Consider the following 25374-nt stretch of genomic DNA (forward strand, 5'->3'; position numbering starts at 1 on the left):
AAAAATTAAAAACAATTAACATTATGATAAAATTGAATAAATTAATTTTTATACTTATATTCACTGTCGAAACTTGTTTATTTCGCAAAAAATGAAATAAAAACTAAAATACACAACCAATGCTTCATTTTAAATCAACCTTCAGATAACACTTTATCCATACAAATAACAATTAATCAAACTTCCCAAAAATTATTTGTCGTAAAATTTATATTATTTATCAGTATATTGCACATACTGATAAATATACAGTAATTTTTTATATCGCTTATCGTACAAAGTCTATACTTTGAATAGAAAAATATTCTAATCAGTCCGTGACTATTTTATGTGTAAATCTTATTATTCGAAACAATTTTATTAAGAATTATCCGAATTATTACCATTTATTATTATTCGTTTATTAATTTAAAAAAGGTGCCATTTTAATAGCGCCTTTTTTAAATTTGATTAAATATTTTTTAACTTAAGCACGAGTTTCACACAGGCATATAAAATTCCAGAAATGGCTTAAAAGCAATGGTTAATTTGCAAGTTACTAAAACGTATAAATTTGTTTAAATTACAATAAGTTGCTTTTAATTTATAAGATTTTGTCTATTTATATATTATGCTGAATTAAACTTAAAAATAGAGCGTTTTTTTATTGGTGCGAAACTCGTGTTAAGTTAAATTTTACGACTTAAGCTACCTCTCCTACATAGGTCACGCTGGATGCGTGTTACACCAACGCTTGGCTTATTATTTTCACTTAAACTGGCTAATACCAGTTCTATTACTTTATCAGCAATAGCTTGGTGACGTTGAACAACCGATAATACTGGACAAGTAAAAAAATCTAACAATTCATTATCACCAAAAGTTGCAATCACAATATCATTTACTAATTGCCCATTACGCTTTAACATCACGTCCGTTACTCCCTGTAACAAAGAAAATGATGTTGTAAAAAACGCTTCCGGCATTTCATTATGATTTAACCACTGCGCAAAAATTTCTTCAGCAGCATGACGTTCATAACTACTCGCATATAAATAAGTGACAGAATGTGAATTATCTTGCCAAGATTCTCTGAATCCTTGTTCACGTAATAAGCTAACAGAAAGCTCAGGTAGCGCACCTAAATAGAGAACTTTTTTAACCGAAAATTTGTGTAATTCAGTTGCTAACATTTTGGCATCTTGTAAATCATCACCAACCACACTAATAAAATGCTGTTGTTCTAATGCGCGATCTAAAGCAATAATGGGTAATGAACGGTTAGTCCAGCGCTGATAAAAGGGATGTTCCGGAGCTAAAGCGGTAGAAACAATGATTGCATCCACCTGACGCTTTAGTAAGTGCTCGATACACCGAGTTTCGTTATCTGGTTGATCCTCAGAGCAGGCAATAAGTAACTGATACCCACATTGACGTGCCTTACGCTCAAGATAATTTGCAATCCGTGTATAACTGGTATTTTCTAAATCTGGGATCACCAAACCAATTGAATGGGTACGACCAGCTCGAAGACCTGCAGCAACCGCATTTGGATAATAGTTATGTTCCTTAACAACAGACATCACTCTTTCAACAGTCTTATCACTGACTCGATACTGTTTAGCTTTACCATTGATAACATAACTGGCGGTTGTACGAGAAACTCCGGCTAGACGGGCAATTTCATCCAATTTCACGTTGATGACCCCTTTTACAAACAGGAAAAGTCTCAAAAACTTGAGACAATGAATGTTGCTCTATTTTAACTTGCTGAAGAGATATTTTCACCGCAAAATTCGCTTTTTTTTCACCATGAAAACCCTATTAGAATTTAGTCTTGGTACATGGATTCAATTTCACGCTGATATCGTTGTGCGATGATCATACGCCTTAATTTTAAAGTGGGGGGGTTAATTCACCATTTTCCATAGAAAAACGAATAGGTAACAGAGAAAGACGTTTTACTTGATGAAAACTAGCAAAATTCTTTTGCATTTCTTTAAGGCGTGAATCAAAGAGTTCAACAATACGACTATTACGTAATAGCTCCAATCGACAGCAATATTTCAAATTAACACGAGTTTCGCAAGCTCCAAAAAAGAAGTATAAATTTAAAAACAAGAAAAAATTAGGGTGTTCATATTTTGTCCGGTTATCCATGCATTAAAAATATCTATAAAACATTAAGCATGTTGCTCAATAGTGAAATAAAGTTGCTTAAAATAAAAACAAGTTAGATACATCTAAAAAATACAAAAATAGTTTATTTTTTAATCTTACATAGGTTATTTTTAATGCAAAAATTGATGATTTTATCATCATCGGCTGGTTTTTTTGTAAGTCATAATTAATTTTGCTATTGAGCAACAGGCTTATTCTTACAAGTAAGCAGTGTAAGATACTCTGGTTTGGCGTTATCAGAAAAAGGTAAGCCCATCGCCTTTATCTCATGACACTATTAGTCGATGGCTAAAAAGTAGATGTTTTCGACCTAAAGACCTATGGCGATTAGTTCAACCTTCTATCAGACAAAAAAAGCCCTTGCGTACTAATTGCCGATGATACATTGATTGCCAAAACACGTAGTAAAAAAATAGAGATGGTCCATTATCAATATTCAGGTAATGAACATGATGTTATTGCTGGCATAGGTTGTGCGAAACTCGTGATTAATTGAATGGGCATACTCTTCCAGTGAATCAAAACAAGGTACGATTAGTGCGGAAACAAATTTACGTGCATCAGCGATTACTGCAATATGTTCAATAAAACGATCTTGACCTAATGTCCCTTCAATCAACTGAGGAGCAATATATTTACCATTAGAGGTTTTCATTAAATCCTTTAACCATTCGGTAATGAACAAGTTTCCGACTGCATCAAGCTTACTGCTATCTCCCGTTTTGAACCAACCATCTTGGGTGAAGGCCTGTGCTGTTTCAGTTGGCTTATTAAAACAGCCCCTCATTACAATAGGCCCTTTGACCTGGCACAAGTTTCGCACCAATAAAAAAACGCTCTATTTTTAAGTTTAATTCAGCATAATATATAAATAGACAAAATCTTATAAATTAAAAGCAACTTATTGTAATTTAAACAAATTTATACGTTTTAGTAACTTGCAAATTAACCATTGCTTTTAAGCCATTTCTGGAATTTTATATGCCTGTGCGAAACTCGTGATAAAGTGAAAGTCTTGCTATTCAAATAGTTGAATGCGCATATTTCGTTAAAATACTCTAACAATCTGGTTAAAGCCTAGAGCATTGTTAAACAATGATGGAAAATCTTACTGAACTTTATTGCCTGATGGATGATTTTTGTAAAGACTTGGAACCAAAAATGCATGAAATTTTGCTGAATAACGGTAGTATAGCTAGGCGACTTAATTTTGATTACAAGGTGTGTTATGAGTTATACAATTGATTTTCGACGTAAAGTAATATCTGTAAGGAAAGCCGAAGGTTTAACAATTCGAGAAACTGCGAAACAATTCCGTATTGGAAAAGCGTCTTTAGTACGTTGGCTTAAACGACCAGAGCCAAAAAATTCAACGCCACGTAAGAGGAAGCTCGATAAAAATGCTTTAGCAAAAGATGTGGAACAGTATCCAGATGCTTACCAAAAGGAACGGGCAGAGCGATTCGGTGTTTGTAAAAAGACTATTTGGCAATCCCTTAAAAAGCTGGGATTAACCTATAAAAAAAACTCTATTCCATCCAAAAACCAACGAAAGCGACAGGCTGGCACATCAGCAAAAAAGACAACAGTATGAAAAAAAAGATAAATCTGTTGTTTTTATTGATGAAAGTGGTTTTTCACATGACACTCCACGAACTCACGGCTATTCCCCAAAAGGTCACCGTTGTTTTGGCCTGAAAAACTGGGGTGCTAAGGGAAGAACAAATGTTATTGGCGCTTTATTGGGAACAACCCTTTTTGCTATCGGATTATTTGATTGCAATATTAATCGTGATGTTTTTTATGTTTGGATCACAAAAATATTGCTCCCAGAACTTCCTGAAAATTCTGTTATTTTTATGGACAACGCTAGCTTTCACAAAGGTAAGAATATTGAACAGGCAATTATAAACGCAGGACACCAGATAGAATATTTGCCTGTGTATTCACCAGATTTAAATCCTATAGAACATAAATGGTCTCAAGCTAAACGTAAAAAGATGGAAACAGGATGCACTATCGATGACCTGTTTTTAATACATATGCTGTAATCAAAATTAAGTCGCCTAGCTATAAGCGTCGTAGACGGTCTACTCAGCTTTCATTGGCTGAAATGATGACACTGGTTGTTTTGTTTCATCAACTCCGATTCAGCCAATTCAAGGTATTTTATCTCTATTATGTCCATTTATATCTCAGGAAGGAATTTCCTAACTTGCCATCATATTCACGCTGCGTAGAGTTACTTCCGCGCAGTGCCTTAGCTTTAACGGCACTGTTTGAGTAAAGTGCACGGGTCTGTCGGTTGCCGATTCTACTCCGATAGCTGTGTGTGATAACTTACGGATCCGCCGGCATAAAGTCTTCGATGGGATAGCTGAACGAGGAAAAACCTCAACAGGTTGGTTCTTTGGTTTCAAACTTCATGTAATTATCAATTATTTGGGGGAAATACTCAGTTTTCGACTTACACCAGGAAACACAGATGATCGGAAACCATTACCTGAGCTGATAAAAAATCTTTCTGGTTGTTTGTATGCGGATAAAGGGTATTTATCGGCTTCACTGAAACAGCAACTGAAAACAATGGGAATTAACCTTATAACGAATATCAAGCACGAGTTTCGCACCAATAAAAAACGCTCTATTTTTAAGTTTAATTCAGCATAATATATAAATAGACAAAATCTTATAAATTAAAAGCAAATTATTGTAATTTAAATAAATTTATACGTTTTAGTAACTTGCAAATTAACCATTGCTTTTAAGCCATTTCTAGAATTTTATATGCCTGTGCGAAACTCGTGTCAAGAAGAAAATGAAGCCTGTTGAACAGACTTGTTTCGACAAAGTCATCTTGCGTCATCGTTCTGTCATTGAAACGGTATTTGATGAGTTAAAAAATCTTTGTCAGATAGAGCATACGCGGCACCGCTCTCCTGCTAACTTTGTAGTGAATTTATTAGCAGGGCTGGTTGCATATTGTTTAATTCCATCTAAACCAAAGATACCTGTGGCAGGAACATCTCTTCAAGCATAATTGATAATGCTTATCCCGAACTCAGGTTATTTAGATTTTATAGGTTGTAGTAACATGTTGGATTGATGTAAGTTAATGAAAAAATTTACTAGAGATATTTATGCAATACCGTGGAGTAAAAGTTCACAATAATTTATTACTGTCAATATTAAGGAGTTGTAATGGTGTGTATCACTCATGATGTTGAGCGACGTAAGGAACAATTATTAGAACGTTTACATCAAGATATTCCAGCTAATGTTACTTTCGCATTACAGAAAGATTTAGGTGGAAATATAAATATAGATAGTGATATTAGTGGACAATTGCTGACAAAAAATCAGTTGGCTATTGCTAAAATAATTACCCGGGAAGATGGTATATTTTGTGGAATGCGTTGGGTAGAGGAGATATTTCAGCAACTTGATGTATAAGAAATTAATACCCGAAATGGTTACTCATTAACCTGCGCCATGATGAAATCCTTTTTATTTTCTTCTAAATTTTGCCAAAATTATGTTGAAGGTTGAGATAAGGAACGGAATAGATGGTTAAAAAACGATTAATTATTAATCAATTTTGAACAAAAGGATAGATCTACTCTGTCGTGAGTTTTTATCGCCACCGCAAACAAGCCAGATCATGGTGACGTGCCATAAGTTCTTTACGATTCAATCCAAAATTCATTCCTGCGAAAAGTAATTTTTTCCCATATAAGAGACAAGCAAGTGGATCGACTTTAAAGACGTGTTGATACATGTTTCGCCAGGTGACTTTTTTAGCGGGTTTTTTAACTTGCTGGGCTAAAGGATAAACAACCTCCGTTAACATTTTTCGCATCCGTGCTGATGGACTTAAAAAGCCGTAATAGCGGATCATGTGAAACCATTTTTCTGGCACATGAGACGCAAACAGGGTAATAAATTCATCGGATGTCATGACCAGGTCTTCCTGTTTTTTCGTGCGGTGGCTCTTATAGCGTAACGTGATGTTATCTTCGCCGGAATAATATTTTAAGCGACTGAGCGAGACAGGGGGTTTCTTTAGATAAAATCCGAGATAAAGGGTGACATGGGTAATATTGGAAAGAATATCAGAAAGATTAATATTCCACCCGCGCTTGTCGTGAGTGTTAAGTAATTGATTCCATCATGCTTTACTTCTTCCTTCAGCTTTAAGCTCATCGGGAATGGTGAGCGTGTAATAATGTTTTTTCAATAATGCCGTTATCGCCACATTGTCATAATGTTTTCGCGATAAAAGCTGATATCCCGCCAGGTATTCTTTTTAGTCACCCCGCCGGCTGTGGTTGAAAAATGAATATGCGGATGCCATTTTTGGTCTCGTCCACAGGTATGGATGGCAGTGAAAACGCCCGGGGTGATATTGAGGTCACGGCAGATGGTTAATATCACATCAGCGGCTAATCGATTCATTTCACAGAGAAGCCAACGGTTGGCGCGAATAATAGGCCAACATTCACAAGGCATGGTAAAAGTGATGTGCTGCCAAGGAACTTCGGGTAACCAAGCTAGCGTATTGTTAATCCTTTGTAGGCAAGCTTTGACGCCACAATGTGGGCAGCTTCGACTTTTGCAGGTAAATTTAACCCGTTTCTCAGAATTACATTAAGCGTGTTGCTTAATAGTGAAATAAGGGTATTTCGGTGATTGAAGTAAATTTTAGGCTGTTCTGAGATGGAAATTCCAAAGACCGGCACTAAGGAGTAAAAAGGTATCATCAATAAAGGGTCTACGATTCCGTAAAATTTGGGTCATACAACCGAGGCGCTTGATACCCGCGATGGCGTGTTCAACCGTAATACGGATGCCCGAGATTATTTTATTTTCTTGTTTTTGTTCAGGCTTTTCGAGTTCCTTTTTTTGGGATTTGTGTATTAGGATGCTGTTTATCTATACCTTGAAAACCGGTATCGGCCCAGATGGTTACCTCAGGGGGAATATGGCGAATTATATCGACTTTATCGAGTAAGCGTTTATCGTGACGGCGCCCATTTTTGATCATGGGGATAAATCCAATTTTCCTCGTTTCGTCAGTCATAATAAGCCCTTTTCGAGTGGTCTGTCTTTTCTTTCCCGAATACATTTTTTTTCGCCGACGCAGATTCTTAGGCTTTTGGACAGGTCGCTCTGTCCCATCAATAAAGACGTCTTTAACTCCAGGAAAGGCGCGAAAAAATTCCTCAGCAGAGCGAATTTGACGAGCGGGCAAAACACATTCTCGCCCCAAGGTCATCTCTAAAACCGGCAATAATATTTTTACCCAGCGACATACCCGTGTTCTATCTAAACCAAAAAGAAGTCCTTGCAAATCATAGGTCGGACAACATTTTAAATACAATAAAATAAAAAGCAGTTTATCTAATGGGGTTGGGATAAATCCTTTCTGCCCTGCACCCATCTGCCGCTCGTGATCTTTTCGATTCTTTTTCCGATAAATCAAATAACAAGCTGAAAATTCAGCGGCTAAATTTTTCAATTCTTCGACTGATAATCCAATGATTGCTTTACATAAACGATTATCTCGTAACAACCGCTCTTTGTTGATCATTTCAAACCGTTATTTTCTAAGTTAAACCTCTTTTTATTGTCTATAGCGTGACAAAAAATGCAAGTCTCTATTCAGCAACTATTTTATTGAGGGTCAGGACAGCGCCAAATTGACCACCCCATAAGCGAAGTGCCGCAAGCCATAATCTTTACCATGGTTTCCATCACAACAGTGCGGACACTATCAGAGGGCTGGCGATTAAGCCAATTGAGCCAGCGTTGACCAAATTGAAAAACATGACTAAAACGCGGTGACATAAAAGGGACCAAAAGATTGAGACAATAAGTATCGGATTATACCAGTACTAACAAGCAATGACAAGTCGTCGCCATAGGCGACCATCTTGATCAATCTGTTCAGCTTAAATGGCAGGTGGTAGTGTTCAAAAATCTGTGTCATATCTTAAACTCAAAAAAAAGAGGTATGACAATATGAGAAATCAATCATTTAATTTTGATGAAGCGTTGAAGCAATTACAATCAGGTAAAAATTTACTCGGTACGGATGGAATACTCACACCACTCATAAAACAGCTGACCGAAGCTGCCCTGCAGGCAGAAATAGAACACTACCTATCGACAACGTCAATCGATACGCGTAAAAATGGCTATACTCGAAAAACGGTTAAATCGACATCAGGTCAATTTGAACTGAAAACGCCCAGAGACAGGTCAGGTGCTTTTGAGCCTCAGCTCATTAAGAAAAATCAGACAAAATTATCAGAGGATATTGATAACAAAATCCTATCGTTATTTGCATTAGGACATGAGTTATCGTGATATTCAAAAACATGTTGCAGAATTATATGGACTGGAAATATCAGATGGAGCTATTACGCATATTACTGACAAATTTACTCCCTGAATTAAAAGCCTGGCAACAACGCCCTCTGGAGGCGCTCTATCCTTTTGTCTGGCTCGATGCCATTCATTACAAGATAAAACATGATGGTCACTATATCAATAAGGCAATCTACACAGTACTTGGACTAACCACCGATGGGCATAAGAAATTGTTAGGACTCTATATGTCTGAAACAGAAGGAGCACATCATTGGCTGAGCGTTCTGACTGACTTACATAACCGTGGTATACAAGATATTTTAATCGCTTGTGTTGACGGATTAAAAGGGTTTCCAGAAGCGATAGCCAGTATTTTCCCGCAGACAGAAGTTCAGCTATGCGTAGTTCATCAAATTCGCAATAGCTTACGTTATATTGCCAGTAAAGACCAAAAAGCCTTTATGGCTAAGCCGGTTTATCGTGCAGATACTAAAGCGGCTGCTGAGCTTGCCCTTGATGAACTGGAAACGAAATGGGGTGAAAAATACCCGATAGTGCTAGAATCCTGGCGAAGTAAATGGGAGTTGCTCAGTGCTTATTTTCGATACCCTAAAGCCATTAGAAAACCCATTTATACGACCAATGCAGTAGAGGCGGTTCATCGGCAGTTTAGGACATTAACTAAAACCAAAGGGGCTTTTCCTAATGAAAACAGCTTATTAAAATTACTCTATATTGGCATCAATCAGGTATCCAACAAATGGACTATGCCGATTAGTAACTGGGCGTTAACCATTGCTCAATTGTCCATCTATTTTAAAGGGCGCCTAGATGGTATAATCAAAATATAAAATCCCCTGACACAGAATTATGAACACCCTCTGGCAGGTCCGTGATGGCGATAAAATTAAATCTGGCCAGATTCTTTGTACTATCGAAGGTGATGCCCATATACTGTTGATTACTGAAAGGGTTGCACTTTATTTTCTACAAACTTTATCCAAGTATTGTTACCAAAACAGCTCACTTATGTTGAGATATTACAAGGCACAGAAGTAAAATTGTTAGATACGCGTAAGACCATTCCTGGTTTAAGGAGCGCGCTCAAATATGCAGTACTTTGTGGAGGTGGTTTTAATCATAGGCTAGGTTTATTTGATGCTTATTTAACCATATTATTGCAGCAGGGAATATTGCTTCAGCAATTAAGAAAGCGCGTTTAGCGCATACAAATGTTCCTATCGAGGTTGAAGTTGAAAATATAAATGAATTGATTGAAGCAGTTGAAGCAAAAGCAGATATTGTTATGTTAGATAATTTTACTATTTCTATGATGCAAGAAGCGGTAATGATTGCTCAGGGAAAAGTGGCTCTCGAAGTATCGGGCAATATTACGCTGAAAACATTAAAAGAGTATGCAAAGACAGGGGTAGATTATATTTCTGTTGGTGCATTAACTCAAAATATTACAGCAATAGATCTTTCTATGAGATTTCATGAATAGTTGAATAATACTACTAAATATTCTAACTATTTATTCAATCAACAACATTGATATAAAAGAAACTTTATTAATTAAATTATTTTAGCTATTTTAAAAAATTAAGGATATTTTTAATATCAACTCTATCAATCGTTTTCACTAAAAATCATTAATATTATTTATAAAAAATTGTTATGTTTTTAACTGCTATATTGAATGTTAATTCATTTATATTGATTAATAATTTAATTAAAGGCAAATAGTAACGTTTCAGTTGATTAATTATAATGTATACAAAAATTAACATCGTTGCTAAAAAACAAATTAAAACTATTATTTTTTTAATTTTTAAAATTTTTTATCAAAAAATGCGACTTTCTTAAGGTTAAATATAAGCTCTTATGGACAGTTAGTGAATACTTTGTTACTTTAGTACATCTAGGGTCAATTGGTATTACCAATTGACTTTGCTAGTGTTAAATAAGTATTTACGCAAAATAATTAAGTGACCTATTGTAGATATGGTTTATAGCAAAATTCGCCAACCTAAATTATCTGATGTCATTGAACAGCGCCTTGAGCATTTAATCCTTGAAGGAATATTGCGCCCGGGAGAAAAATTGCTACCTGAACGTAAGTTGGCTAAGCAATTTAATGTTTCCCGTCCCTCTTTGCGTGAGGCGATTCAGAGGCTTGAAGCAAAAGGTTTTCTTCTTTGCCGACAAGGAGAGGGGGACGTTCGTCCAAACAAATCTATGGCAAAGCTTTAGTGATCCGCTTACCCAGTTATTATCTGGGCATATGGAATCACAATTTGATCTTTTAGAAACGCGTCATGCACTTGAAGGTATTGCTGCTTATTATGCTGCTTTAAGAGGAACCGATGAGGATCTGGCTCGAATTAAGATCAGTCATTTACAAATTCAGGATATTGAAGAGCGTGGGGATGTTAATGCTGAAGTTGAGGCTGTTTTGCAATATCAGCTGGTTGTTACTGAAGCGGCTCATAATGTGGTATTACTTCATATACTTCGTTGTATGGTTCCAATGTATAGAGCAGAATATTAGACAAAATTTTGAAGCTATTATCGCATGTGAACCTGAAAAAGCACAGGAAGCTTCACATCGTCATTTAGCATTTATTAAGGAGATTTTGCTGGACATCAGTCGTGAGCATACACGTCGTGAGCGTTCTTTACGTCGAATACAACAATATCAAAATTTAATTTAGTAGTGCAGATTTTTTTGTTGCTGCGTCTGCATTACCGCTCTGATTTATTAGAGACAAAGTTGCGGCAATAGTGACTATCTTTTGTTCTTCTTTCTGGTTTAGAAAATATGTTCAAAAGATGGCTCAGTAACTACATTAGAAACAGATAATAGATAAGGAATAGACCATGTCAGATATGTCGAAGAATGACGTGGATCCGATCGAAACTCGCGACTGGTTACAGGCGATCGAATCGGTCATCCGTGAAGAAGGTGTTGATCGTGCTCAGTATCTTATAGATCAAGTATTACAACAAGCACGTAAGGGCGGCGTTGATATCGCAGCTGGTTCTGGAAACTGTGATTATATCAACACTATTTCCGTAGAGGATGAGCCTGATTATCCAGGCAACATGGATTTAGAGCGTCGTATTCGCTCTGCGATTCGTTGGAATGCTGTAATGGCAGTTTTACGAGCTTCTAAAAAAGATCTGGAGTTAGGTGGTCATATAGCTTCTTTTCAGTCTTCTGCAACTTTATATGAAGTCTGTTTTAATCACTTCTTCCGGGCAAAAAACAATAAAAATGGTGGAGATTTAGTTTATTTCCAAGGACATATTTCACCTGGTATTTATGCACGCGCATTTTTGGAAGGTCGTCTCACTGAAGAGCAAATGGACAATTTCCGGCAAGAAATTGGTGTCAAAGGTCTTTCCTCTTATCCTCATCCTAAATTGATGCCTGAATTTTGGCAATTTCCTACGGTGTCGATGGGATTAGGTCCAATAGGTGCTATTTATCAAGCAAAATTCTTAAAATACTTACAACACCGAGGTTTAAAGGATACCGCAGATCAGACAGTTTATGCTTTCCTTGGTGACGGTGAAATGGATGAACCTGAATCTAAAGGTGCTATCACGATTGCGACTCGTGAAAAGTTAGATAACCTGGTTTTTGTGATCAACTGTAACTTACAACGCCTTGATGGGCCAGTTACTGGTAATGGTAAGATTGTTAATGAATTAGAAGGTATCTTTAGCGGTGCTGGATGGCAGGTCATTAAAGTCCTGTGGGGTGGCCGATGGGATGAATTATTGCGTAAGGATACTTCAGGTAAACTAATTCAGTTGATGAATGAAACTTTGGATGGTGATTATCAAACATTTAAGTCTAAAGATGGCGCTTATGTTCGTGAACATTTCTTCAATCGTTACCCTGAGACAAGTGCACTAGTCAAGGATATGACCGATGATGAAATCTGGTCGTTAAACCGTGGTGGTCATGATCCGAAAAAAGTTTATGCCGCTTTTAAAAAAGCGCAAGACACTAAAGGCAAGCCAACAGTCATTTTAGCTCAAACAGTTAAAGGCTACGGCATGGGCGATACTGCTGAAGGTAAAAATATTGCCCATCAGGTGAAAAAAATGAACCTGGAAGGGGTTCGTTATTTCCGTGATCGCTTTAATGTGCCGGTAGCGGATGATCAAGTAGAAAAATTACCTTTTATTACTTTTAAAGAAGATTCAGCCGAATATAAATATCTGCATGAGCGTCGTCAGGCATTAGGTGGATATTTACCTGCACGAAATCTTACATTTGATGAAAAATTGGATATTCCTAGCCTAGAAGATTTTGGCCAATTATTAGTAGAGCAAAATAAAGAGATCTCTACTACGATCGCATTTGTACGCGCTTTGAATGTAATGTTAAAAAATAACTCAATTAAAGATCGTCTAGTACCAATTATTGCTGATGAAGCACGTACTTTTGGTATGGAAGGTTTATTCCGTCAAATTGGGATCTATAATCCAAATGGACAACAGTACACCCCTCAAGATCGTGAACAAGTTGCTTACTACAAAGAAGACGAAAAAGGTCAAATTTTTCAAGAAGGTATCAACGAATTGGGTGCCGGAGCTTCTTGGTTAGCTGCTGCTACATCATATAGCACAAATAATCTGCCGATGATCCCATTTTATATTTATTATTCCATGTTCGGCTTTCAGCGTATTGGTGATCTGTTATGGGCAGCTGGAGACCAGCAAGCGCGTGGCTTCCTAATTGGCGGAACCTCAGGACGTACCACATTGAATGGTGAAGGCTTGCAGCATGAAGATGGGCATAGCCATATCCAGTCATTAACCATACCTAACTGTATCTCTTATGATCCAGCTTATGCTTATGAAGTTGCTGTTATTATGCATGATGGTTTAGTTCGTATGTATGGTGAGAAACAAGAAAATGTTTACTACTATATTACTACCTTGAACGAAAATTATCATATGCCAGCGATGCCTACTGGTGTTGAGGAAGGTATTCGTAAAGGTATCTATAAACTTGAGTCACTAAAAGGCGAAAAAGGCAAAATTCAATTGTTGGGATCGGGTTCAATGATGCGTCATGTTCGCGAAGCTGCAAAAATTTTGTCTAGTGAGTATGGTATTGCTTCCGATGTTTATAGTGTAACGTCATTTACCGAATTAGCTCGTGAAGGACAGGATTGTGAGCGTTGGAATATGTTACATCCATCTGATAAACCTCGTGTACCTTATGTTGCTCAAATCATGAATGATGCTCCTGCAGTTGCATCAACAGATTATATGAAATTATTTGCGGAACAAATTCGTTCCTACATTCCTGCAAGTGATTATCGTGTTTTGGGTACTGATGGTTTTGGTCGTTCAGATAGCCGTGAAAACCTCCGTCATCATTTTGAGGTTGATACTTCCTATGTGGTAGCAGCAGCGTTGGGTGAATTAGCGAAACGTGGTGAAATGGATGTAAAATTGGTGAATGAAGCCATCAAAAAATACAACATCAACCCAGAAAAAATTAACCCGCGTTTGGCATAAGAGGTAAAATCAATGTCTATTGAAATTAACGTTCCTGATATTGGTGCAGATGAAGTTGAAGTTACCGAAATTATGGTAAAAGTGGGCGACAAAGTTTATGTTGAGCAGTCGTTAATTACCGTAGAAGGTGAAAAGGCGTCAATGGAAGTTCCGTCACCACAGGCTGGGGTTGTGAAAGAAATTAAAGTCGCAGTTGGTGACAAAGTCGCAACCGGTAAGTTGATTATGGTTTTTGATACAGCGGAAAAAGTAACAGAAGCTAGCGCTAAAACAACCTCTGATGCAAACACGGATAAAGCAGATGGCAAAGATGTGGGTCAAGCAAAAAGTGAATTAAAGGAAGTTATTGTACCGGATATTGGTAATGATGAAGTTGAAGTTACGGATATAATGGTTAACGTTGGTGATAAAATCTCCGTTGAGCAATCGCTAATTACTGTAGAAGGCGAAAAGGCATCGATGGAAGTGCCAGCACCTTTTGCCGGCGAAGTTAAAGAGATCAAAATTGCTAAAGGCGATAAAGTTAAAACCGGTTCACTTATTATGATTTTTGCGGTTGATGCCACCGCAGCTTCGCCAGCTGCTAGTGCGGAAACTAGCAGCGCTGAAATAGCGAAAAAATCAGAGGCCTCGCCTTCTGACCCCCCTCAAGTCACATCTACAGCACAGGCAAGTAATGTTTCTGAGACTAAAAATGAATTTATTGAAAATGATGCGTATGTGCATGCAACGCCGCTTATTCGCCGTTTAGCGCGTGAATTTGGTGTTAATTTGGCTAAGGTAAACGGAACAGGGCGTAAAGGTCGCATTCTGCGTGAGGACGTTCAGATTTATGTCAAAGAGGCGGTAAAACGTTCTGAAGCTGAAGCGACTACTGCGGGTGGTTTGCCAGGCATGCTACCATGGCCAAAAGTTGATTTTAGTAAATTTGGTGAAGTTGAAGAAGTTGAATTCGGCCGCATTCAAAAGATATCTAGCGCTAATTTGAGTCGTAACTGGGTAATGATTCCGCATGTGACTGTCATGGAAGATGCTGATATTACCGAAGTAGAAACTTTCCGTAAGCAACAAAATAAAGAGATGGAAAAGTTGCAAACGGGAGTAAAAATTACACCATTAGTTTTTGTCATGAAAGCGGTTGCTCGAGCATTAGAAGAAATGCCTCGTTTCAATAGTTCAATTTCTGCCGATGCTCAGCGATTAACATTGAAAAAATATGTTCATATTGGTATCGCCGTTGATACCCCAAATGGTTTGGTTGTGCCTGTTATTCGCGATGTTAATAAGAAAGGTATTATCGAGCTTTCCAAAGAATTGATGGAAGTATCGAAGAAAGCACGTGCCGGCAAGTTGACCGCGTCTGATATGCAAGGTGGCAGCTTTACTATTTCTAGCTTAGGTGGTATCGGTACAACGAGTTTTACACCAATTATTAATGCGCCAGAAGTGGCTATTATGGGGCTATCTCGCTCATCAATGAAGCCAGTATGGAATGGCAGTGAATTTATTTCACGTCTGATATTACCTATGTCACTCTCCTTTGATCATCGTGTCATTGATGGTGCAGACGGCGCTCGTTTTGTCACTCGTATTGCACAGTTAATTAGTGATATTCGCCGTTTGGTTATGTAATTTATAGACCGACTGAATGTCGGTCTGTTTTATTATTAGTAATTACAGAATTTTTTCTAATTCGTCCTATAGGTTGAGAGTTATGTCACGTTAGAGCACTTTCAAGGATGTTAACAATTCTGTAAACTGCCTATAATACACACGTCTCGGTGGTTATAAATTTTTTCGTCTGACCCGCCGGACAACAAAAGTAAGAGGTCATGATGAGTACTGAAATTAAAACCCAAGTAGTGGTTCTAGGTGCGGGACCTGCGGGTTATTCAGCAGCTTTTCGCTGTGCAGATCTTGGTTTAGAAACGGTTTTAGTCGAGCGTTATGAGACATTGGGTGGCGTTTGTCTTAATGTCGGTTGTATTCCTTCCAAAGCATTATTGCATGTTGCAAAAGTGATTGAAGAAGCAAAGGCATTGGCGGCACATGGGATCGTATTTGGTGAACCGAAAACAGATATTGATAAAGTACGGCTGTGGAAAGAAAAGGTTATTGGCCAATTAACAACTGGTTTGGCAGGGATGGCAAAAGGTCGTAAAGTTAAAGTTGTTAATGGATTAAGTAAATTTACCGGTGCTAATACATTGGTTGTTGAAGGTAAAAAAGAAACAACAACCATAAACTTTGACAATGCTATTATTGCTGCAGGTTCACGTCCGATCCAGCTTCCATTTATTCCTCATGACGACCCGCGAGTATGGGATTCTACTGATGCTTTGCAACTAACAAAAGTACCCAAGCGTATGTTAGTGATGGGCGGCGGTATCATCGGTTTAGAAATGGGTACTGTTTATCATGCATTAGGATCGGAAATTGATGTGGTTGAAATGTTCGATCAGGTTATTCCTGCAGCAGATAAGGACATTGTTAAGCTTTTTACTAAACAGATAAGTAAGAAGTTTAATTTAATGCTCGAGACGAAAGTAACTGCGGTGGAAGCCAAAAAAGATGGTATCTACGTAACGATGGAAGGCAAGAAGGCGCCGGCCAAACCACAATGTTATGATGCTGTTTTAGTGGCAATTGGTCGTATACCGAATGGCAAATTAATTGATGCGGGTAAAGCGGGAGTAGAAGTGGATGAGCGAGGATTTATCCACACTGATAAACAGATGCGTACCAATGTGCCCCATATTTATGCGATTGGTGACATTGTCGGTCAGCCAATGCTGGCTCATAAAGGTGTTCATGAGGGCCATGTGGCGGCTGAAGTGATTTCTGGTTTGAAACACTATTTTGATCCAAAAGTCATTCCTTCAATTGCTTATACTGAGCCTGAAGTTGCTTGGGTTGGTTTGACGGAAAAAGAAGCTAAAGAAAAAGGTATCAGTTATGAAGTAGCCACTTTCCCATGGGCTGCTTCTGGTCGTGCTATTGCATCTGATTGTTCAGAGGGTATGGCTAAGCTTATTTTTGATAAGGAAACCCACCGCGTTATTGGCGGAGCGGTTGTCGGTGTTAATGGTGGCGAATCACTTGGTGAAATTGGCTTAGCGATTGAAATGGGGTGTGATGCAGAAGATATTGCATTGACTATTCATGCTCACCCGACATTATACGAGTCAATCGGTATGGCAGCTGAAGTATTTGAGGGAAGTATTACTGATTTGCCTAATCCAAAAGCAAAGAAAAAGTAATTTATTTTATTCTCGTAAAATAAATTTGTTGTAAGTATTATTCGACTTGTTACTAGCTCCTTTATTTGATTTATAAGGGAGCTAATCTTTTTGATTGAAAGTAAGAATAATATTTTATTCAATTGAAATGTTTATTATTTAATGAAATTAACTAGTTATTGCAATTTTTTATAAAAAACAAACCATTTCTGCTACTAATTGGGTAAAATTTTTTACCTAGAATAACCTGAGTTCGGGATAAGCATTATCAATTATGCACGAGTTTCGCACCAATAAAAAAACGCTCTATTTTTAAGTTTAATTCAGCATAATATATAAATAGACAAAATCTCATAAATTAAAAACAACTTATTATAATTTAAACAAATTTATACGTTTTAGTAACTTGCAAATTAACCATTGCTTTTAAGCCATTTCTGGAATTTTATATTCCTGTGCGAAACTCGTGTTATGCTTGAAGAGATGTTCCTGCCACAGGTATCTTTGGTTTAGATGGAATTAAACAATATGCAACCCGCCCTGCTAATAAATTCACTACAAAGTTAGCAGGAGAGCGGTGCCGCGTATGCGCTATCTGAGAGGGTGTTCATAATTCTGTGTCAGGGGATTTTATATTTTGATTATACCACCTAGGCGCCCTTTAAAATAGATGGACAATTGAGCAATGGTTAACGCCCAGTTACTAATCGGCATAGTCCATTTGTTGGATACCTGATTGATGCCAATATAGAGTAATTTTAATAAGCTGTTTTCATTAGGAAAAGCCCCTTTGGTTTTAGTTAATGTCCTAAACTGCCGATGAACCTCCTCTACTGCATTGGTCGTATAAATGGGTTTTCTAATGGCTTTAGGGTATCGAAAATAAGCACTGAGCAACTCCCATTTACTTCGCCAGGATTCTAGCACTATCGGGTATTTTTCACCCCATTTCGTTTCCAGTTCATCAAGGGCAAGCTCAGCAGCCGCTTTAGTATCTGCACGATAAACCGGCTTTAAATCAGCCATAAAGGCTTTTTGGTCTTTACTGGCAATATAACATATATTAGTCTTAACTTAATCTGACAATTTTGATTTAAAAAAGAGCGTTACCGGTTTTAATTAACATCATTAGATAATTAAATAAAAGGTAATTCTATGTATCAAACAAATAATCCTATCATCAAACATAAAGTCGGGTTACTTAACCTTGTAGTGGTCAACTAAAATTGGCCACCCTACCTGACTGTTCACGGAACAGTCGCTCTGATTCGTTTGGCGTTAATCCACCGTTATACCAGTGAGGTCTTATATCGCTATAGTAGTGGGTTATGTAGCGAATAATGGCTGACTGAGCAGTACTAAAGCTTTGGTAGCCAGTCGTTGGCACCCATTCGGTCTTCAGACTACGGAAGAATCGTTCCATCGGACTATTATCCCAACAATTCCCTCTGCGACTGATACTTTGGGTCATCTGATAACGCCACAATGCCTGCCTATACTGACGACTGGTATAATGACTTCCCTGATCACTATGGAACATCACCTGTTTGGGATGCCCACGTAGTTCCCAAGCCATTTGTAGTGCTTTGGCGGTTAATTCTGAGTCTGGTGCAAATGACATTGCCCAGCCCACCGGTTTTCGGGCGAACAAATCCAATACCACAGCCAGATAGGCCCATCGTGAGCCTGTCCAAATATAGGTTACATCGCCGCACCCCTGGTCAGGCTTTGTAACAGCGAACTGCCTATTGAGCAGATTTGGAATATCAATACGTTCATTTCCACCGCGGTTGTATTTATGTTTTCGCTCTTGGCAACTGACGATGATTAATTCTTTCATCAACTTACCCGCTAACCACCGCCCAAGTTTCACGTTGTGTGTATTGGTAACCATCGTGGCGATAGTCCTTGCGCCAGCAGAGCCGCCACTAACGTTCCACGCTTCGCTGACTAGGCTACGTTTTATCGTCCGCTCAATATCTGGCTCCTTAGGCCGACACCAATAGCGATATAGCTAGGCGACTTAATTTTGATTACAAGGTGTGTTATGAGTTATACAATTGATTTTCGACGTAAAGTAATATCTGTAAGGAAAGCCGAAGGTTTAACAATTCGAGAAACTGCGAAACAATTCCGTATTGGAAAAGCGTCTTTAGTACGTTGGCTTAAACGACCAGAGCCAAAAAATTCAACGCCACGTAAGAGGAAGCTCGATAAAAATGCTTTAGCAAAAGATGTGGAACAGTATCCAGATGCTTACCAAAAGGAACGGGCAGAGCGATTCGGTGTTTGTAAAAAGACTATTTGGCAATCCCTTAAAAAGCTGGGATTAACCTATAAAAAAAACTCTATTCCATCCAAAAACCAACGAAAGCGACAGGCTGGCACATCAGCAAAAAAGACAACAGTATGAAAAAAAAGATAAATCTGTTGTTTTTATTGATGAAAGTGGTTTTTCACATGACACTCCACGAACTCACGGCTATTCCCCAAAAGGTCACCGTTGTTTTGGCCTGAAAAACTGGGGTGCTAAGGGAAGAACAAATGTTATTGGCGCTTTATTGGGAACAACCCTTTTTGCTATCGGATTATTTGATTGCAATATTAACCGTGATGTTTTTTATGTTTGGATCACAAAAATATTGCTCCCAGAACTTCCTGAAAATTCTGTTATTTTTATGGACAACGCTAGCTTTCACAAAGGTAAGAATATTGAACAGACAATTATAAACGCAGGACACCAGATAGAATATTTGCCTGTGTATTCACCAGATTTAAATCCTATAGAACATAAATGGTCTCAAGCTAAACGTAAAAAGATGGAAACAGGATGCACTATCGATGACCTGTTTTTAATACATATGCTGTAATCAAAATTAAGTCGCCTAGCTATAACTGCTTCGGTGAACATTAAAAATACGACACAAAGTTTTCACCGGATAAAGCACTCTTAGCTTTTCAACTACCGAAAATTTTTCAGTGAGTCGGACATTAAGAGCGCAGTAGCCTTTTTTAAGATGTCATTCTCTATTTCCAGCCGGTGGATTTTTTTCTTCATTTCTCTGAACTCAATTTGTTCAGGTGTTAATGGCAGACCAGGCGATGTTTTCCCTTGACGTTCTAAACGAAGGGCTCTTACCCACCGGCTAATCGCTGAAAGACTGACGTTCATGCCTTTCGCGGCTTCCTGGTAGGTGTAATTTTGGTCAAGGACTAATTTGGCGGTTTCACATTTAAATTCAGCAGTAATTATTTTACTCATTTCGGCACCTATAAAAATTATGAGGTAAGCATATCACCTCAACTTAGGTGGCCAAATTTAGTATGCCACTACATCATCTACTCTATATTTTTACGTTAGGCACCCGTCGATTTTGATTAATTAAAGCGTCTATCCCACCATCGTTAACAAGTTCCTGGTAGCGATAAAACGTATCTCGGGATACCCCCATAATCTTACAGGCTTTTGAGACGTTATTAAGCTCTTCAGCGAGGTTAAGTAACCCGACTTTATGTTTGATGATAGGATTATTTGTTTGATACATAGAATTACCTTTTATTTAATTATCTAATAATGTTAATTAAAACCGGTAACGCTCTTTTTTAAAATCAGAATTGTCAGATTAAGTTAAGACTAACACACTTAATCAAAGAACGCTCTGCACCATTAGCTAGTAACTGTTTAGCAATTTTACGAGAAGCAACTTTCTCGCCTTGCTGCAATCCCTCGTTAACCCCATCCTGTCGGCCTAGCTGGTAGCCTCTTTTTTCACCTTTAGGTTCAAGCTGTTCTGCAATAGTAATAAAATCCTCCCGGTAAGTCGGTGTCTTTTCCGCAAGGGTACGTATGAATCCTCGCCCGCCGTCAATCGTATTTCCTGCTTGAGCTATATAAAATATAATAAACTCTTGCATTGTTCTTTAGAATATGCCATTTTTCTATTACACTACTCTTGCACAGGAATATAAAATTCTAAAAATAGCTTAAAATGATGATTAATCAGTAATTTACCAAAAATAATTTATTCATTTAAATAACAATAACTTACAGTTTATAAGATTTTCTTAATTATATATTATGCTGAATTAACCTTAAAAATAACTCGTTTTTTGATTGATGCGAAACTCGTGCATATGTTGAAATGACTATAGTGATCTGAGCCGATGATCACCTAAAATTCCGATTTATTCAACAAAGCTGCGTATGTGATGAATATCGATCTCCACTATTTGCCGCCTTACAGCCCGAATCTAAATCCGATAAAAAGGCTGTGGAAAGTGATAAATTAACAAGCGAGAAACATTCCACGGTATATTACCGAGACTGGCAGGGGCCTTTACACATAGAATTAATGACCACTTCCAGACGCTGAAAAATGCAACTTTAAGTTAATTGAGTATATACCGTAATTATTACAGCTAGATCAGGGATGATACATTATCTAATAAATAGCCATATAACTCAGCTCGGCCTCTTTGGTTAAACAACATTTGTTCAGTATTATTTAGTTCTAAAAATGATTTTACAAATTTAGTCAGAGATCCATAAGGTGTTTTGTTTAAGTTATTTGCTATGGACTTCATTGCGTTAGACACAAACAAACCACATGCGTTAGGTGCATTTTCTTGGAGTGATTCTTTCACTACTGAAATTTCATTTGTGCCAAGAGAGCCGGCAAGTGTTTTTATGAAATTCATTTCTTTGTTATTTAGATAATTTGTACTATCAAACAATATTGCTGATTTATCTCCCGACTCAGTCGTAGACAACCCAAACAAAACCCAATGACCTCTAAACAATAGGGGAATAAAATCTCCTAGTGAAGGTATTTGTTTTCCTTTATTGTCAATGTTTAGTAATGTAGACAATAATTTTTGTGGTATATGTTCATTATCAATAGCAGTAGCGGCTATTTCTACCGCATCATGGAATTTAAAACCACCTTCTTTACTATTCAGTGATTTAGAAATGGAGTCTAACTCCGCTGATGTGATTAATCGGTTTGTGTGGAAAAATGATGAGCTGACGGGTTCTCCATCATCAACACAGACACAAAAGTTTACATTTTTATTTATTTCTTCTAAAATTTCTTCTCTCTGTTGTGATCTTTCTTGTGTTTCAAAACCCGCCATGATTAAGATTTTATCAGGTATAGACCATGCCTCTTCTGGTATTGTATTTTTATTTTTTCCTTGCACAATCTCCCATAACTTTAAACTATCTTTTCCTAACTGTTCCTTTATATAGGGATGCCCCTCTTCCTTTCCTGTATACAAATCGAAAAGAAAAGATTCAGCCTCTAATCCAGCAGGACTATTCTCACATGCTAGTGTAAACAAACAATCAATACTAAAATCATCGTTATTTCGAGCGGCGCTTTTTAAAGCTTCAAGTGAAGGAAAGTTATATGCATATTCTATTTTGTTATTCTCTTTTGCATGAACAGAATATGTACTTAATGATAGTGGGTAAGAAACAGAAAGTGCAGTCATTTGCAGTCCTTATTATTTTAATAAAAATAAAGTCAGTTCTTCAGATTGTTTAACTCCGCATCGTTTAGCCCTGTGGAAAGCTTAATGACTTCTCTATCAACACCATTAGCAAGAAGCTGGCGGGCGATCTGAATTCGGGTTTCCTGTTGGCCTTCCTGTCGGCCTTTCAGCTTCAGCTGCTCTGCAATAGTCATAAAATCCTCCCGGTAAGTCGGTGTCTTTTCCGCTAGGGTTCGTATGAATCCCTCGCCATCAATTGTATTCCCTGCTTTAGCTATATAATATAATAAACTCTTGCATTGTTCTTTGGAATACTACCATTTTTCTATTAGAGTAGCTAACTCCACGGCAAGTTCCAACATATCTCGCGTTCGGATGTGCTTTTGTACCAATTGCAGGAGTGCTACTTGGCGGTGTGTCAGGATCTCCTCATCCAGTATCGTGGTAATATCAACCAGCGGAAAAGCTTGCCTGTAGACTGATTCTGCCAGTTCAGGGTCAGCAAAGCAGTCAAACCATTGGGTAGTGTACGGATAGGGTGATGTGGTACCGTGATAGAATAACAGCGGGATAACAACAGGCAAAGAGTCATTGCCTTGTTCATGGTGCCGCTGCATGGCTGCCACACTGTACCGTAAAAGCCTAAATGCCATTAGCTTTTCAGTGGTGCTCGACTACTGTGTAGATATAGCCTTTTCCCGCTTTCGTCTGTACAGAGTACAGCATATCTGAACATTGTGTGCGCAAGTCGTCTTCGATAAAACTGCCAGACTCCATCGCAAGAGTGCTGAAATTACAATGCGCCCGAAGATGAGGAGGCAAATGTACTTCCAAGAAATCCCTTGCTACAGCAATATCGCCAAGGAACTTTTTAAATAGCGAATCATGTATTGAGAGTGATGATTTTGTCATGGGCACAGTATACCAAGCTAAGTTAATAAATGCCAATTGAAGTAATAAGCCCAACACATAACGACATAACGAGCCATATTGCTTCTGTTAGATAGATAACAGAAATTGATATATTACAAGCTAAGTAATTTTCTTTCCCATAGATCAATAATCTCGCGTTTTTCTTTTAGATAGTCGTATCGGTCATAGTGTCGAGCAGATACTCCGGGCATTTTATGATTCTGCAATCTATAGCTAGGCGACTTAATTTTGATTACAAGGTGTGTTATGAGTTATACAATTGATTTTCGACGTAAAGTAATATCTGTAAGGAAAGCCGAAGGTTTAACAATTCGAGAAACTGCGAAACAATTCCGTATTGGAAAAGCGTCTTTAGTACGTTGGCTTAAACGACCAGAGCCAAAAAATTCAACGCCACGTAAGAGGAAGCTCGATAAAAATGCTTTAGCAAAAGATGTGGAACAGTATCCAGATGCTTACCAAAAGGAACGGGCAGAGCGATTCGGTGTTTGTAAAAAGACTATTTGGCAATCCCTTAAAAAGCTGGGATTAACCTATAAAAAAAACTCTATTCCATCCAAAAACCAACGAAAGCGACAGGCTGGCACATCAGCAAAAAAGACAACAGTATGAAAAAAAAGATAAATCTGTTGTTTTTATTGATGAAAGTGGTTTTTCACATGACACTCCACGAACTCACGGCTATTCCCCAAAAGGTCACCGTTGTTTTGGCCTGAAAAACTGGGGTGCTAAGGGAAGAACAAATGTTATTGGCGCTTTATTGGGAACAACCCTTTTTGCTATCGGATTATTTGATTGCAATATTAATCGTGATGTTTTTTATGTTTGGATCACAAAAATATTGCTCCCAGAACTTCCTGAAAATTCTGTTATTTTTATGGACAACGCTAGCTTTCACAAAGGTAAGAATATTGAACAGGCAATTATAAACGCAGGACACCAGATAGAATATTTGCCTGTGTATTCACCAGATTTAAATCCTATAGAACATAAATGGTCTCAAGCTAAACGTAAAAAGATGGAAACAGGATGCACTATCGATGACCTGTTTTTAATACATATGCTGTAATCAAAATTAAGTCGCCTAGCTATACCATACGGTGTATCAGGGCCACCCCATTCAAGAATCTGAAATTCACCGCAATGCGGACAGGGCACCCAGTAATGACGCTGATCACTCTCGTTATAGACTTTTTCAATCCGGCTGACATGCTTTACCGTCGGGGTTGAGCCTAAGACAATAAGCGTGTTGCTTAATAGTGAAATAAGGGTATTTCGGTGATTGAAGTAAATTTTAGGCTGTTCTGAGATGGAAATTCCAAAGACCGGCACTAAGGAGTAAAAAGGTATCATCAATAAAGGGTCTACGATTCCGTAAAATTTGGGTCATACAACCGAGGCGCTTGATACCCGCGATGGCGTGTTCAACCGTAATACGGATGCCCGAGATTATTTTATTTTCTTGTTTTTGTTCAGGCGATAAAGGTCTTTTTCGAGTTCCTTTTTTTGGGATTTGTGTATTAGGATGCTGTTTATCTGTATTAGTCTTAACTTAATCCGACAATTCTGATTTAAAAAAGAGCGTTACCGGTTTTAATTAACATCATTAGATAATTAAATAAAAGGTAATTCT

General features: G+C 37.8%; 17 protein-coding genes and 20 pseudogenes. 19 read left to right on the plus strand and 18 right to left on the minus strand.

Annotated elements, in window-relative coordinates; all coding sequences use genetic code 11:
* Nucleotides 1-668 precede the first annotated feature (668 nt).
* The gene (gene cra / locus AYJ55_RS16820; RefSeq protein ID WP_063657343.1) at nt 669-1676 is read right to left on the minus strand and encodes a catabolite repressor/activator; all 1008 of its coding nucleotides are present in this window, start codon (nt 1674-1676) and stop codon (nt 669-671) included.
* A 134-nt stretch (nt 1677-1810) separates the two neighbouring features.
* Nucleotides 1811-2055, minus strand: a pseudogene (locus AYJ55_RS33445) (long-chain fatty acid--CoA ligase); the annotation flags it as partial.
* Nucleotides 2056-2354: 299 nt separating this feature from the next.
* Here AYJ55_RS33445 and AYJ55_RS36210 point away from each other — a divergent pair.
* Nucleotides 2355-2644 (plus strand): annotated as a pseudogene (locus AYJ55_RS36210) (IS701 family transposase); the annotation flags it as partial.
* Here AYJ55_RS36210 and AYJ55_RS16830 read toward each other — a convergent pair.
* Nucleotides 2639-2977, minus strand: a pseudogene (locus tag AYJ55_RS16830) (long-chain fatty acid--CoA ligase); the annotation flags it as partial. The pseudogenes AYJ55_RS36210 and AYJ55_RS16830 sit on opposite strands and share 6 nt — an antisense overlap.
* A 281-nt stretch (nt 2978-3258) precedes the next feature.
* Here AYJ55_RS16830 and AYJ55_RS30955 point away from each other — a divergent pair.
* The 6 genes and pseudogenes from AYJ55_RS30955 to AYJ55_RS16855 form a co-directional block, all read left to right on the plus strand.
* Nucleotides 3259-3363: pseudogene (locus AYJ55_RS30955) on the plus strand (IS982 family transposase); the annotation flags it as partial.
* Between the two features lie 25 nt (nt 3364-3388).
* Nucleotides 3389-3754 (plus strand): IS630 transposase-related protein, encoded by a 366-nt coding sequence (locus AYJ55_RS16835; protein WP_063653415.1) that lies wholly within the window; start codon nt 3389-3391, stop codon nt 3752-3754.
* The gene (locus tag AYJ55_RS16840) at nt 3723-4211 is read left to right on the plus strand and encodes an IS630 family transposase (protein ID WP_063653499.1); all 489 of its coding nucleotides are present in this window, start codon (nt 3723-3725) and stop codon (nt 4209-4211) included. Before AYJ55_RS16835 ends, AYJ55_RS16840 begins: the two co-directional genes overlap by 32 nt.
* 23 nt (nt 4212-4234) lie before the next feature.
* Nucleotides 4235-4800: pseudogene (locus AYJ55_RS33450) on the plus strand (IS982 family transposase); the annotation flags it as partial.
* A 169-nt stretch (nt 4801-4969) separates the two neighbouring features.
* A pseudogene (locus AYJ55_RS16850) lies at nt 4970-5200 on the plus strand (transposase); the annotation flags it as partial.
* 161 nt (nt 5201-5361) lie between these two features.
* Nucleotides 5362-5613 carry a beta/alpha barrel domain-containing protein gene (locus tag AYJ55_RS16855; RefSeq protein ID WP_063657348.1) on the plus strand — a complete coding sequence of 84 codons (252 nt, stop codon included), beginning with the start codon at nt 5362-5364 and terminating at the stop codon, nt 5611-5613.
* Between the two features lie 181 nt (nt 5614-5794).
* Here AYJ55_RS16855 and AYJ55_RS34745 read toward each other — a convergent pair.
* The 5 genes and pseudogenes from AYJ55_RS34745 to AYJ55_RS33460 all read right to left on the minus strand — a co-directional run.
* A pseudogene (locus AYJ55_RS34745) lies at nt 5795-6313 on the minus strand (transposase); the annotation flags it as partial.
* 92 nt (nt 6314-6405) lie between these two features.
* A complete protein-coding gene (locus AYJ55_RS34750) occupies nt 6406-6669 on the minus strand; it encodes an IS91 family transposase (protein WP_063657349.1) in 264 nt (87 codons plus the stop codon).
* Nucleotides 6670-6678: 9 nt separating this feature from the next.
* Nucleotides 6679-6795 (minus strand): annotated as a pseudogene (locus tag AYJ55_RS36215) (hypothetical protein); the annotation flags it as partial.
* Nucleotides 6796-6966: 171 nt separating this feature from the next.
* Nucleotides 6967-7750: pseudogene (locus tag AYJ55_RS16870) on the minus strand (transposase); the annotation flags it as partial.
* 89 nt (nt 7751-7839) lie between these two features.
* Nucleotides 7840-8007 (minus strand): annotated as a pseudogene (locus AYJ55_RS33460) (IS91 family transposase); the annotation flags it as partial.
* A gap of 174 nt (nt 8008-8181) precedes the next feature.
* Here AYJ55_RS33460 and AYJ55_RS36220 point away from each other — a divergent pair.
* From AYJ55_RS36220 to lpdA, 7 genes and pseudogenes are all read left to right on the plus strand, one after another.
* Nucleotides 8182-8529, plus strand: a complete 348-nt coding sequence (locus AYJ55_RS36220) for a transposase (RefSeq protein ID WP_425393811.1) — start codon at nt 8182-8184, stop codon at nt 8527-8529.
* 26 nt (nt 8530-8555) lie between these two features.
* Complete coding sequence (locus AYJ55_RS16880; protein ID WP_425393812.1) at nt 8556-9383, plus strand: IS256 family transposase; 828 nt, start codon at nt 8556-8558, stop codon at nt 9381-9383.
* Between the two features lie 31 nt (nt 9384-9414).
* A pseudogene (gene nadC / locus AYJ55_RS29485) lies at nt 9415-10036 on the plus strand (carboxylating nicotinate-nucleotide diphosphorylase); the annotation flags it as partial.
* A gap of 500 nt (nt 10037-10536) precedes the next feature.
* Nucleotides 10537-11246, plus strand: a pseudogene (gene pdhR, locus AYJ55_RS16895) (pyruvate dehydrogenase complex transcriptional repressor PdhR).
* A 166-nt stretch (nt 11247-11412) separates the two neighbouring features.
* Nucleotides 11413-14076, plus strand: a complete 2664-nt coding sequence (gene aceE, locus AYJ55_RS16900; RefSeq protein ID WP_063657354.1) for a pyruvate dehydrogenase (acetyl-transferring), homodimeric type — start codon at nt 11413-11415, stop codon at nt 14074-14076.
* 12 nt (nt 14077-14088) lie between these two features.
* Entirely contained in the window at nt 14089-15708 is a 1620-nt protein-coding gene (gene aceF / locus AYJ55_RS16905; RefSeq protein WP_063657355.1) for a pyruvate dehydrogenase complex dihydrolipoyllysine-residue acetyltransferase, read from the plus strand.
* Between the two features lie 203 nt (nt 15709-15911).
* Complete coding sequence (gene lpdA, locus AYJ55_RS16910; RefSeq protein ID WP_063657356.1) at nt 15912-17336, plus strand: dihydrolipoyl dehydrogenase; 1425 nt, start codon at nt 15912-15914, stop codon at nt 17334-17336.
* A gap of 448 nt (nt 17337-17784) precedes the next feature.
* On the opposite strand, the pseudogene AYJ55_RS33465 reads toward lpdA, so the two are convergent.
* The 3 pseudogenes from AYJ55_RS33465 to AYJ55_RS16920 form a co-directional block, all read right to left on the minus strand.
* Nucleotides 17785-17913 (minus strand): annotated as a pseudogene (locus tag AYJ55_RS33465) (IS982 family transposase); the annotation flags it as partial.
* A gap of 32 nt (nt 17914-17945) precedes the next feature.
* Nucleotides 17946-18371: pseudogene (locus AYJ55_RS16915) on the minus strand (transposase); the annotation flags it as partial.
* A gap of 160 nt (nt 18372-18531) precedes the next feature.
* Nucleotides 18532-19326 (minus strand): annotated as a pseudogene (locus AYJ55_RS16920) (IS3 family transposase); the annotation flags it as partial.
* Nucleotides 19327-19362: 36 nt separating this feature from the next.
* On the opposite strand from AYJ55_RS16920, the gene AYJ55_RS16925 reads away from it, so the two are divergent.
* On the plus strand, nt 19363-19728 hold the full coding sequence (locus AYJ55_RS16925; protein WP_063653415.1) for an IS630 transposase-related protein: 366 nt from the start codon (nt 19363-19365) through the stop codon (nt 19726-19728).
* Nucleotides 19697-20185: an IS630 family transposase gene (locus AYJ55_RS16930; protein WP_222703527.1), complete on the plus strand. Its 489-nt coding sequence runs from the start codon at nt 19697-19699 to the stop codon at nt 20183-20185. Before AYJ55_RS16925 ends, AYJ55_RS16930 begins: the two co-directional genes overlap by 32 nt.
* A 21-nt stretch (nt 20186-20206) precedes the next feature.
* On the opposite strand, the pseudogene AYJ55_RS16935 reads toward AYJ55_RS16930, so the two are convergent.
* The 3 genes and pseudogenes from AYJ55_RS16935 to AYJ55_RS16945 form a co-directional block, all read right to left on the minus strand.
* Nucleotides 20207-20577: pseudogene (locus AYJ55_RS16935) on the minus strand (transposase); the annotation flags it as partial.
* Between the two features lie 88 nt (nt 20578-20665).
* Nucleotides 20666-20860, minus strand: a pseudogene (locus tag AYJ55_RS16940) (helix-turn-helix domain-containing protein); the annotation flags it as partial.
* 73 nt (nt 20861-20933) lie between these two features.
* On the minus strand, nt 20934-21230 hold the full coding sequence (locus AYJ55_RS16945) for a hypothetical protein (RefSeq protein ID WP_063657361.1): 297 nt from the start codon (nt 21228-21230) through the stop codon (nt 20934-20936).
* 273 nt (nt 21231-21503) lie between these two features.
* Here AYJ55_RS16945 and AYJ55_RS32105 point away from each other — a divergent pair.
* Nucleotides 21504-21708: pseudogene (locus AYJ55_RS32105) on the plus strand (transposase); the annotation flags it as partial.
* Nucleotides 21709-21734: 26 nt separating this feature from the next.
* On the opposite strand, the gene AYJ55_RS16950 reads toward AYJ55_RS32105, so the two are convergent.
* Together AYJ55_RS16950 and AYJ55_RS16955 are read right to left on the minus strand one after the other, a co-directional pair.
* Nucleotides 21735-22808, minus strand: a complete 1074-nt coding sequence (locus tag AYJ55_RS16950) for a C48 family peptidase (RefSeq protein WP_063657362.1) — start codon at nt 22806-22808, stop codon at nt 21735-21737.
* A gap of 32 nt (nt 22809-22840) precedes the next feature.
* Nucleotides 22841-23720 (minus strand): annotated as a pseudogene (locus AYJ55_RS16955) (Rpn family recombination-promoting nuclease/putative transposase).
* A 267-nt stretch (nt 23721-23987) separates the two neighbouring features.
* Here AYJ55_RS16955 and AYJ55_RS16960 point away from each other — a divergent pair.
* Together AYJ55_RS16960 and AYJ55_RS16965 are read left to right on the plus strand one after the other, a co-directional pair.
* Nucleotides 23988-24353, plus strand: a complete 366-nt coding sequence (locus AYJ55_RS16960) for an IS630 transposase-related protein (protein WP_063653415.1) — start codon at nt 23988-23990, stop codon at nt 24351-24353.
* Nucleotides 24322-24810: an IS630 family transposase gene (locus AYJ55_RS16965; RefSeq protein ID WP_063653499.1), complete on the plus strand. Its 489-nt coding sequence runs from the start codon at nt 24322-24324 to the stop codon at nt 24808-24810. The genes AYJ55_RS16960 and AYJ55_RS16965 overlap by 32 nt, the downstream gene beginning before the upstream one ends.
* Here the strand turns inward: AYJ55_RS16965 and AYJ55_RS33470 are convergent.
* Together AYJ55_RS33470 and AYJ55_RS34755 are read right to left on the minus strand one after the other, a co-directional pair.
* On the minus strand, nt 24741-25094 hold the full coding sequence (locus tag AYJ55_RS33470; RefSeq protein WP_281181178.1) for a phage terminase large subunit family protein: 354 nt from the start codon (nt 25092-25094) through the stop codon (nt 24741-24743). The genes AYJ55_RS16965 and AYJ55_RS33470 overlap by 70 nt on opposite strands.
* A pseudogene (locus tag AYJ55_RS34755) lies at nt 25036-25266 on the minus strand (transposase family protein); the annotation flags it as partial. The pseudogene AYJ55_RS34755 and the gene AYJ55_RS33470, both read right to left, overlap by 59 nt.
* Nucleotides 25267-25374: the final 108 nt, after the last annotated feature.

The organism is Candidatus Arsenophonus triatominarum (genome assembly GCF_001640365.1).
Lineage (GTDB): Bacteria > Pseudomonadota > Gammaproteobacteria > Enterobacterales > Enterobacteriaceae > Arsenophonus > Arsenophonus triatominarum.

Coding starts and splice junctions, on each gene's coding strand:
- AYJ55_RS16835 (WP_063653415.1), top strand. CDS start 3,389: ATGAGTTATACAATTGATTTTCGACGTAAAGTAATATCTGTAAGGAAA.
- AYJ55_RS16855 (WP_063657348.1), top strand. CDS start 5,362: ATGGTGTGTATCACTCATGATGTTGAGCGACGTAAGGAACAATTATTA.
- AYJ55_RS34750 (WP_063657349.1), bottom strand. CDS start 6,669: ATGCCTTGTGAATGTTGGCCTATTATTCGCGCCAACCGTTGGCTTCTC.
- AYJ55_RS36220 (WP_425393811.1), top strand. CDS start 8,182: ATGAGAAATCAATCATTTAATTTTGATGAAGCGTTGAAGCAATTACAA.
- AYJ55_RS16880 (WP_425393812.1), top strand. CDS start 8,556: ATGGACTGGAAATATCAGATGGAGCTATTACGCATATTACTGACAAAT.
- aceE (WP_063657354.1), top strand. CDS start 11,413: ATGTCAGATATGTCGAAGAATGACGTGGATCCGATCGAAACTCGCGAC.
- aceF (WP_063657355.1), top strand. CDS start 14,089: ATGTCTATTGAAATTAACGTTCCTGATATTGGTGCAGATGAAGTTGAA.
- lpdA (WP_063657356.1), top strand. CDS start 15,912: ATGAGTACTGAAATTAAAACCCAAGTAGTGGTTCTAGGTGCGGGACCT.
- AYJ55_RS16925 (WP_063653415.1), top strand. CDS start 19,363: ATGAGTTATACAATTGATTTTCGACGTAAAGTAATATCTGTAAGGAAA.
- AYJ55_RS16945 (WP_063657361.1), bottom strand. CDS start 21,230: ATGCAAGAGTTTATTATATTTTATATAGCTCAAGCAGGAAATACGATT.
- AYJ55_RS16950 (WP_063657362.1), bottom strand. CDS start 22,808: ATGACTGCACTTTCTGTTTCTTACCCACTATCATTAAGTACATATTCT.
- AYJ55_RS16960 (WP_063653415.1), top strand. CDS start 23,988: ATGAGTTATACAATTGATTTTCGACGTAAAGTAATATCTGTAAGGAAA.
- AYJ55_RS33470 (WP_281181178.1), bottom strand. CDS start 25,094: ATGATACCTTTTTACTCCTTAGTGCCGGTCTTTGGAATTTCCATCTCA.